General features: G+C 63.9%; 16 protein-coding genes. 3 read left to right on the top strand and 13 right to left on the bottom strand.

The genetic code is table 11. The annotated features are described in order from the left end of the window. Positions 1-213: 213 nt before the first annotated feature. Genes ACP92_RS04840 through glpD form a run of 6 tightly spaced genes read right to left on the bottom strand, consistent with a single transcriptional unit; the run spans position 214 to position 5,978 of the window. Positions 214-498, bottom strand: coding sequence for a DUF2160 domain-containing protein (locus ACP92_RS04840; protein ID WP_013233002.1), 285 nt, complete (start codon positions 496-498; stop codon positions 214-216). A gap of 2 nt (positions 499-500) precedes the next feature. Next, positions 501-1,319 (bottom strand): carbohydrate ABC transporter permease, encoded by an 819-nt coding sequence (locus ACP92_RS04835; protein ID WP_013233001.1) that lies wholly within the window; start codon positions 1,317-1,319, stop codon positions 501-503. Next, on the bottom strand, positions 1,312-2,202 hold the full coding sequence (locus tag ACP92_RS04830; RefSeq protein WP_013233000.1) for a carbohydrate ABC transporter permease: 891 nt from the start codon (positions 2,200-2,202) through the stop codon (positions 1,312-1,314). Before ACP92_RS04830 ends, ACP92_RS04835 begins: the two co-directional genes overlap by 8 nt. A 3-nt stretch (positions 2,203-2,205) precedes the next feature. After that, positions 2,206-3,294, bottom strand: coding sequence for an ABC transporter ATP-binding protein (locus ACP92_RS04825; RefSeq protein WP_048348504.1), 1,089 nt, complete (start codon positions 3,292-3,294; stop codon positions 2,206-2,208). Position 3,295: 1 nt separating this feature from the next. Beyond that, positions 3,296-4,396, bottom strand: a complete 1,101-nt coding sequence (locus ACP92_RS04820) for an ABC transporter ATP-binding protein (protein WP_013232998.1) — start codon at positions 4,394-4,396, stop codon at positions 3,296-3,298. Between the two features lie 49 nt (positions 4,397-4,445). Then, the gene (gene glpD / locus ACP92_RS04815; RefSeq protein WP_013232997.1) at positions 4,446-5,978 is read right to left on the bottom strand and encodes a glycerol-3-phosphate dehydrogenase; all 1,533 of its coding nucleotides are present in this window, start codon (positions 5,976-5,978) and stop codon (positions 4,446-4,448) included. A gap of 178 nt (positions 5,979-6,156) precedes the next feature. On the opposite strand from glpD, the gene ACP92_RS04810 reads away from it, so the two are divergent. Together ACP92_RS04810 and adhP are read left to right on the top strand one after the other, a co-directional pair. Next, positions 6,157-6,915, top strand: a complete 759-nt coding sequence (locus ACP92_RS04810; protein ID WP_041311549.1) for a DeoR/GlpR family DNA-binding transcription regulator — start codon at positions 6,157-6,159, stop codon at positions 6,913-6,915. Between the two features lie 240 nt (positions 6,916-7,155). Continuing rightward, the gene (gene adhP, locus ACP92_RS04805; protein ID WP_013232995.1) at positions 7,156-8,181 is read left to right on the top strand and encodes an alcohol dehydrogenase AdhP; all 1,026 of its coding nucleotides are present in this window, start codon (positions 7,156-7,158) and stop codon (positions 8,179-8,181) included. Between the two features lie 82 nt (positions 8,182-8,263). On the opposite strand, the gene ACP92_RS04800 is transcribed toward adhP, so the two are convergent. The 5 genes from ACP92_RS04800 to ACP92_RS04780 form a co-directional block, all read right to left on the bottom strand. Continuing rightward, on the bottom strand, positions 8,264-8,563 hold the full coding sequence (locus ACP92_RS04800; protein ID WP_082147454.1) for a HigA family addiction module antitoxin: 300 nt from the start codon (positions 8,561-8,563) through the stop codon (positions 8,264-8,266). 128 nt (positions 8,564-8,691) lie between these two features. Next, positions 8,692-10,197 carry a DASS family sodium-coupled anion symporter gene (locus tag ACP92_RS04795; RefSeq protein ID WP_013232993.1) on the bottom strand — a complete coding sequence of 502 codons (1,506 nt, stop codon included), beginning with the start codon at positions 10,195-10,197 and terminating at the stop codon, positions 8,692-8,694. A 150-nt stretch (positions 10,198-10,347) separates the two neighbouring features. Next, entirely contained in the window at positions 10,348-11,682 is a 1,335-nt protein-coding gene (locus ACP92_RS04790; protein WP_013232992.1) for a DUF3100 domain-containing protein, read from the bottom strand. A gap of 94 nt (positions 11,683-11,776) precedes the next feature. After that, positions 11,777-13,291: an aldehyde dehydrogenase family protein gene (locus ACP92_RS04785; protein WP_013232991.1), complete on the bottom strand. Its 1,515-nt coding sequence runs from the start codon at positions 13,289-13,291 to the stop codon at positions 11,777-11,779. A 15-nt stretch (positions 13,292-13,306) separates the two neighbouring features. Beyond that, positions 13,307-14,194: an NAD(P)-dependent oxidoreductase gene (locus ACP92_RS04780; RefSeq protein WP_269147547.1), complete on the bottom strand. Its 888-nt coding sequence runs from the start codon at positions 14,192-14,194 to the stop codon at positions 13,307-13,309. 234 nt (positions 14,195-14,428) lie between these two features. Between ACP92_RS04780 and ACP92_RS04775 the strand changes: the two genes are divergently transcribed. Beyond that, positions 14,429-15,343 (top strand): LysR family transcriptional regulator, encoded by a 915-nt coding sequence (locus ACP92_RS04775; RefSeq protein ID WP_013232989.1) that lies wholly within the window; start codon positions 14,429-14,431, stop codon positions 15,341-15,343. Between the two features lie 6 nt (positions 15,344-15,349). Here ACP92_RS04775 and ACP92_RS04770 read toward each other — a convergent pair whose 3' ends face one another. Both ACP92_RS04770 and ACP92_RS04765 read right to left on the bottom strand, forming a co-directional pair. Beyond that, positions 15,350-16,111 (bottom strand): ABC transporter ATP-binding protein, encoded by a 762-nt coding sequence (locus ACP92_RS04770; protein ID WP_013232988.1) that lies wholly within the window; start codon positions 16,109-16,111, stop codon positions 15,350-15,352. A gap of 1 nt (position 16,112) precedes the next feature. Beyond that, on the bottom strand, positions 16,113-17,372 hold the full coding sequence (locus ACP92_RS04765; RefSeq protein ID WP_013232987.1) for an SfnB family sulfur acquisition oxidoreductase: 1,260 nt from the start codon (positions 17,370-17,372) through the stop codon (positions 16,113-16,115). Positions 17,373-17,397 lie beyond the last annotated feature (25 nt).

Here is a 17,397-nt window from a genome sequence, read left to right as displayed (position 1 = left end):
TAGTACAGATCTGTTGCCTGCTGCTATAAAAACCGTTTTCCAGCTCACCACGAACCGTTGGGACTGAGTAGGCCCGTAAGGGCCGTATCGAAGGCGCTCCTGCGCCTGTCTAAGGGACGCTCAGAATCAGGAGCGCCCCTTCGACAGGCTCAGGACAGGCTTCGATACGCGGCTTTGCCGCTACTCAGGACGAACGGTAGTCATGACATCCAATCAGCCCTTGCGCATGATCAGCACCAGCGCCACAAAACCCAGCGCGACTGCATACCACTGGTCCTTGTCGGTCAATCCCACCCAGGCCAGGTTGATATAGGCCGCGGTCAGAAGACCGATGAACAAGCGGTCGCCCCGGGTCGTGCGCATGGGCAGGAAGCCCTTGCGCTCGATGGTCGGCGAGCGGATTTCCCACACCGTCATGCCCACCAGCATCAATACCACGCACACGAAGAAGATCGCAACAGGCGGCGTCCACGACATCCACGACAATGCATTTCCCATGATCACACTCTCCCCATTGCGAAGCCCTTGGCGATGTGGTTGCGCACGAACCAGATCACCAGGGCGCCCGGAACAATCGTCAGCACACCAGCGGCCGCCAGGATGCCCCAGTCCATCCCCGCCGCCGACGCGGTGCGGGTCATGATGGCGCTGATGGGCTTGGCGTTGACCGAGGTGAGCGTGCGCGCCAGCAGCAATTCCACCCAGCTGAACATGAAGCAGAAGAAGGCCGTCACGCCCACGCCCGACTTGATCAGCGGCAGGAAGATGCGCAGGAAGAAACGCGGGAAGGAGAAGCCATCGATATAGGCCGTCTCATCGATCTCGCGCGGCACGCCCGACATGAAGCCTTCCAGGATCCACACCGCCAGCGGCACGTTGAAGAGCATGTGCGCCAGCGCCACCGCGATGTGCGTATCCGACAGCCCAATGGTGGAATAGAGCTGGAAGAACGGCAGCAGGAAGACCGCCGGCGGCGTCATGCGGTTGGTCAGCAGCCAGAAGAACATGTGCTTGTCGCCCAGGAAGCGATAGCGCGAGAACGCATAGGCGGCGGGCAAGGCGACCAGCAGCGACATGACCGTGTTCATGGCCACGTAGATGATGGAGTTGATATAACCCGAATACCACGAGGGATCGGTGAAGATCGTCTTGTAGTTGTTCAGCGTCGGCGCGTTCGGCCAGAGCGTGAAGACCGACAGGGTCTCCTCGTTGGTCTTGAGCGACGTGTTGAGCAGCCAGTACAGCGGCACCAGCGTGAAGGCGATGTAGAGCAGCATCACCAGCAGGCGGGTGAGACTCTTGTCTTGAGTGTTATTCATGTTGGCCACCCGAAGCATTGGCATGGTTGCCGGCGCTCTGCATCCAGTTGTAGAGCACGAAGGACAACAGCAGGATGATGAGGAAGTAGATCAGCGAGAAGGCAGCGGCCGGACCGAGGTCGAATTGGCCCACGGCTTTCTGCGTGAGGTACTGGCTCAGGAAGGTGGTCGAATTGCCGGGGCCGCCACCGGTGAGCACGAAGGGCTCGGTGTAGATCATGAAGCTGTCCATGAAGCGCAGCAGCACCGCGATCACCAGCACACCGCGCATCTTGGGCAGCTGGATGTAGCGGAACACCGCCCAGCGGCTGGCGCCATCGATCTGCGCCGCCTGGTAGTAGGCATCGGGAATGGAGCGCAAGCCAGCGAAGGCCAGCAGCGCCACCAGCGGAGTCCAGTGCCACACATCCATGAGCAACACCGTCAGCCAGGCGTCCAGCGGGTTGGAGGCATAGTTGTAGTCGATGCCCAGCAGGTTGAGCACATAGCCGCCCAGGCCGATGTCAGCACGCCCGAAGATCTGCCAGATGGTGCCTACCACGTTCCATGGAATGAGCAGTGGCATGGCCAGGATCACCAGCGTGGCCGAGGATTTCCAGCCCTTGTGCGGCATGGCCAGCGCCAGACCGATGCCCAGCGGGATCTGCACCAGCAGCACGCAGAAGGAAAAGATCAGTTGGCGCAGCAGCGCTGCATGCAGCTCTCCATCGCGCATGACCTCGCGGAACCAGTCCAGGCCCACGAAGACCTTCTGCTCGGGGCTGATGATGTCCTGCACCGAATAGTTGACCACCGTCATCAGCGGAATGATGGCCGAGAAGGCCACCGTCAGGAAGACCGGGAGGATGAAGAACCAGGCCTTGTTGTTGTAGGGCTTGTTCATGGCTTAGCGTCCTATTCTCTCGTCGTTGCTGAAGTAGATCGTCTCGGGCTTGGCCAGTCGCAGCCATTGATTGCCGGTGGCGATCTTCATCTCCGGCGACAGACGCGCCTTCACGCTCATGCCCTCGAACTGCGCCGTCACCAGCTGGCTGGTGCCCAGGAGCTGGACCTGGGTGATCTCGGCGCTGACGGCGCCCGTCGCACCCGGCGCGGCCAGTTCGACGAATTCGGGACGGATGCCCAGCTTCAGTTCGCCGTTGCTGTTCTTGAGCGCCTGCAATTGCGCAGCCTCGATCTGCAGGCGCTGCTGGCCCAGCAGGACGGCGTCGCCCTCCAGCCGCACCGGGCAGAAGTTCATGCCGGGGCTGCCGATGAAATAACCGACGAAGGTGTGATCGGGACGCAGGAACAAGGCCTCCGGCTTGCCCTGCTGCACCACCTTGCCCTCGGTCATCACCACCACTTCGTCAGCGAAGGTCAGGGCTTCGACCTGGTCGTGGGTGACGTAGATGAGGGTCAGCTTCAGTTGGTGATGGATTTCCTTGAGCTTCTGGCGCAGCTCCCACTTCATGTGCGGATCGATCACCGTCAGCGGTTCATCGAAGAGGATCGCCGCCACGTCCTTGCGCACCAGGCCGCGACCCAGCGAGATCTTCTGCTTGGCGTCGGCCGACAGACCGGCCGCGCGCTGCTTGAGGTCGCGGGTGAGGTCGAGCATCTCGGCGATCTCGCGCACGCGCGCCTGCACTTCGCGCTCGGCGATCTTGCGGTTGCGCAGCGGGAAGGCCAGGTTGTCGAACACGCTCATGGTGTCGTAGAGCACCGGGAACTGGAACACCTGCGCGATGTTGCGATCGCGGGTGGCCATGCGGGTCATGTCGCGGCCATCGAAGAGCACCTGCCCTTCCGACGGCTGCAGCAGACCGGAAATGATATTGAGCAAGGTCGACTTGCCGCAGCCCGAGGGACCCAGCAGCGCATAGGCGCCGCCATCCTCCCACACCATGTTCATGGGTTGCAGGGCGTAGTCCTTGAGGCTGGCCGGATTGCCACTGTAGGCGTGGCCCAGGTTCTTGAATTCGATGCGGGCCATGTCAGCGAGTCTCCATCGGGGCGCTCAACAGGCGACCCTGTGTATCGAACAGGAAAGCCTTGGCAGCGGCGATGCTCACTTGCACCGTGCTGCCGATGGCCACCTCATGCACGCCCGACAGCTGCGCCACCAGCGGCACCTCGCCATGGCGCAGGTGCAGGTAGGTTTCGGAGCCGGACAGTTCGGCCAGCGTCACGCTGCAGCCCAGGCTCACGCCAGGTCCGGTGAGCGCTTCCAGGCGCACGTCATTGCAGCGGATGCCCAACTTGCAGCTTTGCCCTTCGGAGAGGGCCAGCGGGCGGCCAGCGATTTCAAGCACGCTGCCGTCGCTCATGCAGATCGCCGCCACGCCAGGAGCCGAGGCAATGGCCGTGGCTTCCAGCAGGTTCATGGGCGGATCATTGAAGATCGCAGCCACCTGCGTGGAGGCCGGGCTGTTGAACAGTTCCAGGGTCGGCGCGAACTGCAGCAGGCGGCCCTGGTGCATCACCGCGGTATGCCCGCCCAGCAGCAGCGCTTCCTGCGGCTCGGTGGTGGCGTAGACCACGGTGGTGTCGCCGGTGGCGAAGAGCGAGATCAGTTCGCTGCGCAATTCCTCGCGCAGTTTGTAATCGAGGTTGACCAACGGTTCATCCAGAAGTACCAACGGCGCGCGCTTGATCAGCGCACGCGCCAGCGCGCAGCGCTGCTGCTGGCCGCCGGAGAGCTCGCCCGGCAGGCGCTGCAAGAGATGCGCGATGTGCAGCTTGTCGGCAATCTCCTTGACGCGCTTGCTGATTTCCTGCTCGGGCTGCTTCTGCAGGCGCAGGGGCGCGGCGATGTTCTCGAACACCGTCAGGCCCGGATAGTTGATGAATTGCTGGTAGACCATCGCCAGGTTGCGCTCGCGCACGCCCACGCCGGTCACGTCCTGGCCATCGACCAGCACGCGGCCTGCGGTGGGCTTGTCGAGCCCGGCGATGATGCGCATCAGCGAGGTCTTGCCGGCCTGGGTCGGTCCCAGCAAGACATTGATGCCGCCTTTGGCAAGGTTCAGGTCAAGAGGGTACAGGTGCGTTTCGGCACCGACCGTCTTGGCCACTTGTTTCAGTTCCAGGGTCACGCTGTCTCCTCGCTACTTTTTTTAATTGATGGCTTGCGGCGACCTGGGATCAGAGGGTGGCATGATCAGGCAGACTTGCCAACCATGCCTCCAGCCGTCCTCTGTGCTGGGGTCCGCAATGCAGGCCCAGCTTGCTCCTGCGCCACAGGATATCGTCGGCGCTGCGCGCCCATTCATGTTGCACCAGATACCGCGCCTCGGCTTCGTAGAGGCCCGGGCTCAGTTCTTCACCGAGCGCCGCCAGGCTGTCGGCCTGGCCGATGATCTGCTCCACGCGCGAACCATAGCTGCGCGCGTAGCGATGGGCAAGCTCGGCAGGCAGCCACGGATGGCGCGCCTGGAACTTGCGCAGGTAGGCGTCGAAGTCATAGCGCGCCACCATCTTGCCGGGCTGCTCCAGGTCACCGCCCGGCAGCGGTGCGCCCGCCGTCCACGATTGGGAAGATGCGCCCAGGTGCGGCGCCAGCATGGCCAGCGCTTCCTCCGCCAGCTTGCGGTAGGTGGTGATCTTGCCACCCCAGACGTTCAACATGGGGGCGCCGGCGTCATCGCATTCGAGCAGGTAGTCGCGGGTGATCGCCGAGGCATTCTCGGCGCTGTCATCCAGCAGCGGACGCACGCCCGAGTAGGTCCAGACCACGTCTTCCTTGCCGATCTGGCGCTTGAAATAGCGGTTGGCCATGTCGCAGAGGTAGTCGATCTCCGCCGCATCGATCTCGACCTTGCCGGCGTCGCCGTGGTACTCCAGGTCGGTGGTGCCGATGAGGGTGAATTCTTCCTGGTAGGGAATGGCGAAGATGATGCGCTTGTCCGGGTTCTGGAAGATGTAGGCGTAGGGGTGGTCGAACATGCGCTTGACCACGATGTGGCTGCCCTTGATCAGGCGCAGGCTGCGCCCGCTCTTGGCCTGCGGCACGGCCTGTGCAAAGCGCGCAGCCCAGGGACCGGCGGCATTGACGATGGCGCGTGCGCGCACTTCTTCCTGCTGCACGCCGCCCTCGCGCTGGTGTTCCAGCACGGCATGCCAGATATCGCCTTCGCGGCGCGCGCTGATGCACTTGGTGCGGGTGAGGATGCGGGCGCCGCGCTCTTGCGCATCCATCGCATTCAACACCACCAGGCGCGCATCATCGACCCAGCCGTCGGAATAGACAAAGCCCTTGCGGTAATCGCCCTTGAGCGGCTGGCCGGCGTCATGGCGAGCCAGGTTGGCGCCCTCGGAGGGAGGCAGGATCTCGCGCTTGGCGAGGTGATCGTACATGAACAGGCCGGCGCGGATCATCCAGGCCGGGCGCTGGTTGGCATCGTGCGGCATGACAAAGCGCAGCGGCCAGATGATGTGCGGGGCCGAACGCAGCAGCACTTCACGCTCCTGCAGCGCCTTGCGCACCAGCTTGAATTCATAGTATTCCAGGTAGCGCAGGCCACCATGGATGAGCTTGGTGCTGGCCGAGGACGTATGCTGGGCCAGGTCGTGCTGTTCACACAGCAGCACGCGCAGGCCACGGCCGGCAGCATCGCGCGCGATGCCGGCGCCATTGATGCCACCGCCTACTACCAAGAGATCGTATTCGAGCGTCATTCGCCTCTTCTCCACTTCGTTCAGTGCGCGCACGCCGGTGCCCCGGAGTTGCCAATGCACCGTAAGATAAGCGACATCCCGAAAGTAAATCAACAATTATTTGTTGTTTTAAGTTCGTTTATGTTTTTTAATGTTCATATTCGATCAGAATAATTATTCATTTATCAACTATCACACCATGCTCAACCCCAGGCAACAAACCCTGCTGGAATGCGTGCGCAAGCACGGCACGATCTCCGTGGAAGAGCTGGCCCAGCAGCTCAACGTCACCACCCAGACGGTACGGCGCGACGTCAAGGCCATGGTCGACGCCAGCCTGCTGGCGCGCTACCACGGTGGCGTAGGGCTGCTGTCCTCGACGGAAAACATTGCCTATCCGCAGCGCCAGGTCATGCATGCCGAGGCCAAGCGCCGCATCGGCCGCACCGTGGCCGCGCGCGTGCCGGATGGCTGTTCGCTCATCCTCAACCTGGGCACCACCACCGAAGAGGTGGCGCTGGCCCTGCAGCAGCACAAGAACCTGCATGTGGTGACCAACAACCTGAACGTGGCCAATTCGCTGGCCAGCAATCCGGCGCTGGAAGTGATCATCGCCGGCGGCGTGGTGCGCGCGCGCGACCGCGGCATCGTCGGCGAAGCCACCATCGATTTCATCCGCCAGTTCAAGGTGGACATCGGCATCATCGGCATTTCCAGTATCGAAATGGATGGCGTCCTGCGTGACTTCGATGCACGCGAAGTCAAGGTCGCCCAGACCATCATCGAACAATCCCGCCAGGTCTGGCTGGTCGCCGACGCCAGCAAGTTCGGCCGGCAGGCGCTGGTGAAGATGGCGCACCTGTCGCAGATCGACGTGCTCTTTACCGACGCCCCGCCCCCGCCGGAACTGGCCAAGCTGCTGGCCGAGACGGATGTGGAAGTGGTGATCGCCAAGTGATCGGCCGCCACGGACCTGCATCCGGAGCGAGATTGTGCTTGCTTTCCAGTTAAGCGATATGAATAGAGAAAAATCAAGTTTTTGAACAATGGGCGACATGGATCAATCCATGCGCATTCATCGATTGTCGTCATGCCGGGCGCGGAGGATAGTGACATCCGCAGGCAGGAACAACAGGCCGCCAGCGCAGCACAAGGCCGCCCTGCCCTCGCATCCCGTTGATCCCCCCGAGGAGTGCATATGACGCAAATGATGAAAGCGGCCGTCGTCCGCGAATTCGGCAAGCCCCTGTCCATCGAGCAAGTTCCCGTCCCCACGCCTGCGCCGGGCCAGATCCTGGTCAAGTTCGAAGCCAGCGGCGTGTGCCATACCGACCTGCACGCAGCGCACGGCGACTGGCCCGTCAAGCCCACGCCCCCCTTCATTCCCGGCCACGAAGGCACCGGCTATGTCGCCGCCGTAGGCGCGGGCGTCAAGCACGTCAAGGAAGGCGACCGCGTCGGCGTGCCCTGGCTGCACACGGCCTGCGGCTGCTGCTCGCCCTGCCGCACCGGCTGGGAAACCCTGTGCGCCGAACAACAGAACACCGGCTATTCCGTCAACGGCAGCTTTGCCGAATACGGCCTGGCCGATCCCAAGTTCGTCGGTCACCTGCCCGACAACCTGGACTTCGGCCCCGCCGCCCCGGTGCTGTGCGCCGGCGTGACCGTCTACAAGGGCTTGAAGGAAACCGAGGTACGTCCCGGTGAGTGGGTCGTCATCTCCGGCATTGGCGGCCTGGGCCACATGGCCGTGCAATACGCCAAGGCCATGGGCATGCACGTGGTCGCCGCCGACATCCACGAAGACAAGCTGGCGCTGGCCAAGAAGCTGGGCGCCGACCTCACCGTCGATGGCCGCAACCACAACGCCGTGGCCGAAGTCCAGCGCATCATCGGCGGCGCGCATGGCGCGCTGGTCACAGCAGTCTCACCCAAGGCGATGGAACAGGCCTTCGGCTTCCTGCGCGCACGTGGCACCATGGCGCTGGTCGGATTGCCGCCCGGCGACATCAGCCTGCCGGTGTTCAACACCGTCTTGAAGCGCATCACCGTGCGCGGCTCCATCGTCGGCACCCGCCAGGATCTGGAAGAGTCGCTGGTCTTCGCCGCCGAAGGCAAGGTCGCTGCGCACTTCACCTGGGACAAGCTGGACAACATCAATGCCATCTTTGCGCGGATGGAAGAGGGCAAGATTGATGGGCGGATTGTGCTGGATCTGAAGTAAGCGTCCGAAGCCAGAAGATCAGTGGCATGAAAAATGGCGGCTCCTTTTGGAAGCCGCCATTTTCATTGATTGCGTTTCACCCTCAGGCCGGAGTGGATTCCTTGGGTTGCCATTGCTTGATGCCCGCCAGCACATCACGCATCTTTTCCCGCGCCACCTCAGTGTCATGCACAACCTGAGCACGCAGCCAGTAACCATCGGATAAACCGAAGAAGCGCGCCAGCCGCAAATCGGTATCTGCCGTGATGGCGCGCTTGCCGTTGACGATCTCGCTGATGCGCAACTGCGAGACGCCGATTTCCTTTGCCAGGCGGTATTGGGCGATGCACAAGGGCTCCAGGAACTCCCGCTTAAGCAACTCGCCTGGTGATACAGAATCAATTTACCGCATGATGCAAACCTCGCTGAGGTGACGATGGAAGCCGCATTCTGGCCCGAACCGATCACGAAGCGAAGCCGCACCACCAATAACAGCCCGCAATGTTGCTCCGCTTCGAGGACGGAAAAATCCTACCAATACCCCAACCCCTTCCACCACACCATCCCCACCGTCGCAAACACCAGCAGCTCCACCACCGCCATCACAAAGCCCACGCCCCACCACTTGCCCATGGAGACATAGCCGCTGCCGAAGATGATGGGCGAGGTGCCGGTGGCGTAATGGGTCAGCGTCATCATCACGCCCGAACCTGCGGTCATCATCAGCATGAAGGGGACCACGTACTGCGGCGGCAGCAATTGCGCACCGACGGTCAGGAAGGCCAGCATCATCGCGCTGATGTGCGCGGTGGTGCTGGCAAAGAAGTAGTGCGACAGCACGAACACCAGCAGCAGCACTGCGGCCACGGCGATCCAGCCCATGCCGCTGGCGACGATGGCGGCCTTCATGCCTTCCGAGAACCAGGCCACCACGCCGGTCTTGTTCAACTGCTCGGCCAGCATCACCAGCGCGCCAAACCAGACCAGGGTGTCCCACGCGCTCTTCTCGGAGAGCACGTCGTCCCAGTCGATGGTGCCGGTGATGATGAGCACGAACAAGCCCACGAACGCTACCACCGTGGGATCAAGCGTGAAGGCCGCACCAAGCAACATGGCCGGGACGTTGGCCCACAACAGCAGCAACAGGGCGAAGGTGCCCAGCATCACCTTTTCGCTGGCGCCGAGCTTGCCCATCTTGTCCAGCTCGCTGCGGGCGTAATCGACGGCGTTGGGCGTGGACTTCAATTCCGGTGGCGAGAGCAGGTAGATCACCATCGGCATGATCAGCAGGCACACCAGGCCGGGCAACAGCATGCACAGCGCCCAGGTGGTCCAGGTCAGTTGCAGCGCATGACCGGTGGCCTTGGCCACGTAGTTCACCACCAGCGGATTGGGCGCGGTGGCGGTGAGGAACATGGCCGAAGTGATCGGATTGGCGTGGTAGTTGACCAGCGCCAGATAGCTGCCGACCTTGTTCTGCGTCCCCTTGGCGGGATCGGAATCGAAGGCGTTGGCGATCGACTTCATGATGGGGTGGACGATGCCGCCGCCGCGTGCGGTATTGCTGGGCGTGAAGGGCGCCAGCACCAGTTCGCAGATGGCCAGGCCATAGCCGATGCCGATGGTGCGCTTGCCCAGCAGGGCAATGAACATCAGTCCCACGCGACGGCCCAGCCCGGTCTTCTTCAATCCGCGCGAGATCAGGATGGCCACCACGATGAGCCAGATCAGCGGGTTGGAAAAACTGGCCAGCGCATCGGTGATCGCCCCTTTGGAAGAGGTCGAGGTGACCTGCGACAGCGAGACGATGACGATGGCCATCATCGCCATCACGCCGATGGGCATGACCTTGAGGATGATGGCGACGATGGTGGTGAGGAAGATCGCCACCAGCGCCCAGGCCTTGGGCTCCAGGCCGGTCGGACAGGGCGTGAGCAAGAGCGCGATCAGGACCGCGGTGGCGATCAGCGCCGGGACCAGCTTGAAGGGAACGGCATCGTTGAAATACTTGAAGGCGGCTTTGAGTTGGGCAAGCATGAGGGCATCCTGGATGACTAAACACAAGATGGCCGCACAGCCTGTTGCCGTACGGCCATCTTTCGCCAGTATAGTCAGCCGGGTCAGCGCACAGTCGCGCTCATTGCCGATGTTTTGATCTGGGCCAGCAAAGCGCGGTTTTATTTGCGCTCAATGGAAGATCTCGGCCACCAGGGTGGCACCGATAAAGGTGCCGGCATTGGCGGCGAAGGACACCAGCACGATGCGCCAGCCCAGGCGGCGGAAGGCCGGAATATCCTTGGCCAGCGACAGGCCGGCGAAGGTCAGCATGACCGGCGTCACCGACAGGAAATTGATCTTGCCGGTCAGCGCCACCAGCTGCGGCGCCCACGGACAGAGCGGCGAGGTCAGTGCCATGGCCATGATGGACACCCAGCATACCGCCGGCACCCTGCGCCCCGTCAGACGGCACAACACGTCACCCACGGCCACCGCCGCCAGGATCACCAGCATGCCGGGCAAGGTCTCGATGGGCTTGCTGCCATAGAGGATCCAGTCGCTCACCAGGGTCAGTACCGCCGCCACACCCCAGGCGCCCCACTTTTGCAGCGGATTCAGTTCCGGCACCTCGGCATGGTCACTGGCGCTGACCTGGCTCTGCTCGGTGGACGCCCGCGTGGTGCGCCCGAGGATGGGTTCCAGCACGCGATAGCCATACACCGCCAGCGGCAGCGAGATGAACAGCGTGAAGTAGGTACCCAATGTGGTGGTGATGAGGTTGCTGGCCGCCGCAAAGGTCATCACGTCCTTGGCCACGTCGGCAGTCTGCTGGGCCGCCACGGCGCCGGCCGCCGCCGCCATCATGCTGCCCGAGCCCACGCCCGCCCCCATGGCCAGCGCATACGGATGGAAGAGGTTGAGGCTGGCCAGGAAGCCCGCCAGGATGGCAATGAACACGGCCCCGAACAGGGTCCCGGTCAGGTACTCGGCCAGCACGCCGCGCCCCTCGGGAGAATCCATGCCGTAGCGCTCGCCGATGATGGCCAGGCTGGGTTCGCGCCCCACCGAGAAGGTAGCGCCGATGGCCTCGCGCTTGATGCCCAGCAGCAGCGCCAGCGGCAGGCCGATCAGGATGGTGCCGACGAAATGCCCCAGCTCCTGGAAAGCCAGCGCCCAGCCGGCGGCGGCCAGCTTGGGCAGCGAACTGCCCACCATCAGGCCCAGCTTGGCGATGAACAGCAACAGTGCCGGCTGCAGCACCGAGGCCGCGCGGAATTGCAGGGACGTATCCAGTCGCAGCGGCGCCGGCATGGACTTGTGCAGCAGCCCCAGCACGCCGCCCATCAGGATGGCCCACACCATGGGCAGGAGCACCACCTTGCCCGGACCGACGTTGAGCGTGACCGACCCGATCCAGTCGGCCAGCAGCATCACGATGGCGGTCAGGAAGTAGAGCTTCAGGAAGGGGAAGCGGCTACGCTCTCCCTGGGGTGGCGCGACATGACTGGCATAGCTTGCTTGCATCTTGCTTCTCCCTCGTGGCGACGGCCACCTTGCGCAGGCAAGGCGGCCGGTTGGTGGTGGATCGGTCAGTGTGTGCTACGTAAAGTGCCGGGCCTCAGCCGGCATAGCCGAAAGGCGTGGCCGGACTGGCCGAGGTCTCGACCCAGACGCTCTTGGTCTGCGTATAGTCGTAGAGCGCTTCCATGCCGCTGGAACGCCCGTAGCCGCTGCGGTTGAAGCCGCCGAAGGGCGAGGCCACGTTGATGGTCTTGTAGCTGTTGACCCAGAAGGTGCCGGCGTTGACGCTGGCCGCCACCCGATGGGCACGCGCCACATCGCGGGTCCAGACCGCACCGGCCAGGCCGAATTCGCTGTCGTTGGCGATGGCGATGGCTTCCTCTTCATCCTCAAAGGGAATGGCCACGGCCACCGGACCGAAGATCTCCGAACGCGCCACCTCCATGGCATTGCTGGCATGCGCCAGCAGGGTCGGGCGCACGAAGTAGCCCTCCTCGCCATAGCGCGTGTGGCCGGCTGCCAGGGTCGCGCCCGCTTCCAGTCCACGCGCCACCATGCGCTGGATGTGCTCGTACTGCTTGCGGTTGTTGATCGGGCCGACTTCGGTACTGTCATCCAGCGGTGCACCCAGGCGGATCTTCTCGGCACCAGCGGCCACCGTCTCGACGAAGCGGTCATAGACCTTGCGCTGGACCAGCAGGCGTGAACCGGCCACGCAACTCTGCCCGGCGCCGGAGAAGATTGCCGCCTGGGCCCCGAAGGCCGCCAGGCGCAGGTCGGCATCCTCGAAGATGATGTTGGCCGACTTGCCGCCCAGCTCCAGCACACAGGGCATCACACGCGCGGCAGCGGCCTTGGCGATGAGCGCGCCGGTGGCGGGCGAACCGACGAAGATCACCTTCTTCACCGTCCAGGTCGCCATGGCCTGCGGCACCATGGTCTGGCCCAGTCCGGCCAGCACGTTGACCAGGCCAGCCGGCAGACCGGCCTGCTCGCCCAGGCGGGCGATGGCCAGCGAGGAGAAGGGCGTCAGTTCGGAAGGCTTGAGCAGCACCGCATTGCCGGTCGCCAGCGCCGGGCCGAGCTGCCAGCCACAGGTGAAGGCCGGCGCGTTCCAGGGCGTCATCTGCAGCACCGTGCCATAAGGTTCGCGGCGGGTGTAGTTCAGGTGCGAGCTGGGGACGGGAATGACTTCGCCATAGAACTTGTCGGCCCATCCCGCGTAGTACTCGAACATCTCGGCGACCTTCTGCATCTCGGCCCGGCAATCGCGGATGGGCTTGCCCGAGGAGATCGCTTCCAGTCGCGCCAGCGGTTCGGCCTCGGCGCGGATGACCGCACCCACCGCATACAGGGCGCGGCCGCGTGCAGCGTGGCTCAGCGCCCACCACTGGCGCTGGGCGCGCTGGGCGGCCACGGCCGCCGCCTCGACAGCGGCGGCACCGCCATCGCGGTAGCTCAACGAAGCACGGCCGGTGGCGGGGTTGTAGAGCTGGATGATCTCGCCCTGGCCGGCGACCAGTTCGCCATTGATCCAGGAACCGATCTCCTTGGCACCGGGGAAGAAATGGCCAAAGGCCAGCATCAGGTTTTCTGCGTCATTGCTTTGCATGGAGGACTCCGGAAATCAGTGTTCGATGTAATTGACGATGCGGTTGAAATCTTCTGCATCGGCCAGGCCTTCCACGCTGCGGGCCCACAGCCGTCCCGCTTCCCTGGCCAGGGGCGTGGTGCTGCGGGTCTCCTCGATCAGGTTCATGGCCAGGCGCAAGTCCTTGCGCATGAGTTTCATGGTGAAGCCGGAGTCGAAGGCTTCATTGAAGATCCAGGTTGGATAGAAGACCTCGATCACCTTGCTGTTGGCCGAACCCGCTGCCAGGCCCTGGAAGATCTGGCGCGCATCCAGCCCGGCGGCCGCCGCAATGCGCGCCGCTTCGCCAGCGATGAGCAGATGGGTGCCGGTGACCAGGTTGTTGAGCAGCTTGGCCACGTGGCCCGCCCCCACCGGGCCGACGTGCACGCGCTTGGCGCTCATCACCGCCAGGACCGGCTCGATGCGCGCGACAGTCTCGGCGCTGCCGCCGATGACCATGCCCATGGTGGCCGTGGCCGCGCCCTTGGGTCCGCCGCTGACCGGCGCATCCACCAGCTCCATGCCGGCCGCCTGCAACCGGGCGGCCAGGCGCCGGGTGCTGTTGGGATCGGCCGTGGTGGTGTCGACGATCACCAGTCCGGGCGCGCCATGCTGCAGCAGTCCACCCTCGCCCTCTACCACCTGCTCCACGATGTCCGAGGTCGGCAGCGACAGCACCACCATCTCCACGGCCGGCGCCAGCGCCGCAATCGAGTCCACGCAGTGCAACCCCTGCTGGGCCAGGGCCGTACGGGTGGACTCCTGGGCGTCATAGCCCAGCACCTCATAGCCCCCGCGCTGCAGGGAAAACGCCATGCCACGGCCCATGTTGCCCAGGCCAATCACTCCGATCTTTTTCATCCTCGTCCTTTGCGTTCTCAATCGATCAACTCATGTTCACCAAATGGAGGCGGGCTTGCGCCAGCATGATGCGAGGTTCGCACTGATTTTGCGCATCGCAGCAAAATCACTGACATACCGCACAAGATGCAAGGTGTTCGCAGCGTGATACGCGAACTTTCATCTGATGAGCGTTGAGTTTGGCGGCTTTGATCACTACAATCAATCCGCACAGATCATGTTTATTGTTCGAATTTTGAGAACACGGAGACGCGCATGGGCGACACGCTCAATGACCATCGCATTGCCTATCTGTACGAAGCGGTACGCACCGGCAGCGTCAGAGCGGCGGCCGATGCCCTCGACATCGCACCCTCGGCGGTGAGCCGCCAGATCAGCCTCTTGGAACAGGAACTGGCAGTGCCGCTGATCGAGCGCCACAAGCGCGGCGTCAGCCCGACCGAAGCTGGCGCCCTGCTGCTGGAGTATTACCGGGAGCAGCGCTCGCACCAGTCCGACGTGCTGGCCAAGCTGCAGGAGATCCGCGGCCTAAAGCGCGGATCGATCAACATCATCATGGGGGAGGGATTCATCTCGGACATGGTGAGCGGGCCCATCAAGCAGTTCTGCAAGAAGTACCCCGAGATTGCGCTGGTGCTGGACCTGGCCGGCACCAACGAAGTGGTCAGTGCGGTGGCCGCCGACGAGGCCGAGATCGGGCTGGTCTTCAATCCTCCGGTGGAGGCCAAGATCGTCAGCCGCGCAGTGGCGCGCCAGCCCATGTATGCCATCGTGGGCCGGCAGTTTCCGTTGCTGGGGAAAGTGGAGTCGGTGACGCTGCGCGAACTGGCGGGCTATCCGATGGCGCTCACGCACCTGGCCTATGGCACCCGGCAGCTGGTGGAAGCGGCCACGCTGATCGAGAAGACCCGGCTCACGCCCACCATCACCACCAATTCGATTGCCATCCTCAAGCATTTCGTGAAGTCCGAACTGGGCTTCACGCTCTTGCCGCTCTTTGCGGTGACCACCGAACTGGCAGCCCGCGAGCTCTATGCGATTCCGGTACGCAATGCCCTGCTGGCCCGCTCGGAAGCTCACCTCATCACGCGCACCGGCCGGCAGCTCTCCACCGCTGCCAACCGGCTGTTGCAGCATCTGAGCACGCGCATGAAGGCCTTCCAGGACTGAGCGCGCTCAGGCCGCCTGCAGGCCGCGTCCCTCGCCAAAGTAGAAGGACTGGATATCGGCCCGCTGGCGCAGCGCCTGGGCCTCATCGCTGAGGACGCTACGGCCATGCTCCAGCACCGTGGCGCGATGCGCGTATTGCAGCGCCACCGCCGAGTTCTGCTCGGCCACCAGCAGGGCCACGCCCTCTTCGCGGTTGAGCCGGCTCAGTTGCGCAAAGATGTCCGCCACTACCTTCGGCGCCAGCCCCATCGAGGGTTCATCGAGCACCAGCAGGCGCGGCCGCGAGATCAGCGCCCGCCCAATGGCCAGCATCTGCTGCTCGCCGCCCGAGCACAGCCCGGCCAGGCTGCGGCGCCGTTGATGCAGCTGCGGGAAGAAGGCATAGATGCGCTCCAGCGCCGCGCGCAGCACGGTGCGCCGGGTGAAGTGCGCGGGCCAGCCGGTCAGCAGGTTCTCTTCCACCGTCAGCGAGGCAAAGCAATGCCGCCCCTCCAGCACCTGCGCCAATCCCTGCCGTACCAGCTCGGCCGGACTGCTGCGGCCGACCTCGCGGCCCTCGTAGAGGATGTGGCCAGCGCGCACCTGTCCGCGCTGCGCCGCCAGCAGATTGGAGACTGCCTTGAGCGTGGTCGACTTGCCCGCCCCATTGGCGCCCAGCAGTGCGTGGATCTCGCCGGCCTGCACCTCCAGGCTGACCTCCTCCAAGGCCAGCAGCGCGCCCTGGTAGCGCACCTCGATGGCCTCGATCTGCAACAGCGGCGCGCTCATCTCAACTCCATGCGTGGAAGGGAGGCTTGACGCCATTGAGGTAGTAATTGCCGACGATGGCGTATTTCCAGCGCACCGGATCATGCAGGGTGTGGGTGCGCGCATTGCGCCAATGACGGTCCAGGTTGTACTGGCCCAGGGTAGAGCGCGTCCCGGCCAATTCGAAGAGCTTGTTGGTGGCATGGATGGCGATCTCGGTGGAGAGCACCTTGGCTTCGGCCGTCAGGATCTGCGCATGCGCCACGCTCTGGGCGTCCGGCGCGGCGACTGCCGCATCGATGGCCCGGCCCGCGCGCTCCAGCAGTGCTTCGCTGGCGTGCAGGCGGATCTGCAGGTCACCGATGGCCTGGATCGAATACGGATCTTCCCAGGCATGGTCGCGCTGGCTGTCGATCCAGGGACGCGACTTGGTGCGTACGAAATCCTGGGTATCGGCAATGGCGGCGCGGGCGATGCCCACGTCGACCGCCGCCTGGATGATCTGGAAGATGGCCCCGTCGGCGGAGGGTTCCAGATACCCCTTGTAGGCCGGGATCAGATGCGTCTTGGGCACCTTCACCTGGTCGATGATGACGGTGCCGCTCAAGGTGGTGCGCTGGCCGAAGGCAGACCAGTCGTCGATCACGGTCAGGCCCGGCGCATTGCGCTCGGCCACCACGTACCAGGTGCGGTTCTCTTCGTCATTGGCGACGATGGGCACGTAATGCGCCAGCAGCGCGCCGGTGGAATAGAACTTCTTGCCGGTCACGATGACGTGGTCGCCGGCATCGACGAAGCGTGTCTCGAAGTCCGCAGCCCGCTTGGAGCCTGACTCGGAAAACGCATTGCCCCAGCGCACGCCGCGCAGGAAATCGGCAAAGAAACGTCGCTGCTGCTCCGGATCGGACACGGTGCGCACCGCCGCCACGAAGCCCAGGTGGTTCTGCGTGATCTGGCCCAGCGACGGATCGGCAGCGGAAATGATGGCGATCACCTCGGCCAGCGTGGCATAGGAGACTTCGGCCCCGCCGAAGGCACGCGGCACATTGATGGCCCACAGGCCGCTTTGCGAATAGGCTTCGATTTCTTCGACCGGCCAGCGCCGCAACTGGTCGCGTTCGGACGCGCCCTGCGCCAGGCGCGGGGCCAGTGCATGGGCCACGGCGATGGCTTCGGCGTCGTCACGGATCACGTGGGCCGGTTGGGAGGCGCGCGGCAGACCGGGGACCGGGGCGGCGGCGGACGAAGTGGAATGCAGGGAAGGGGCGAGCACAGCGGACATGATCAAGCCTTTCGAAAAAGTGGGG

Source organism: Herbaspirillum seropedicae, from assembly GCF_001040945.1.
In the GTDB taxonomy this organism is placed as follows: domain Bacteria; phylum Pseudomonadota; class Gammaproteobacteria; order Burkholderiales; family Burkholderiaceae_D; genus Herbaspirillum; species Herbaspirillum seropedicae.
Note: the sequence above shows the minus strand (reverse complement) of the source record. Positions and strands in the feature narration are given on the sequence as shown.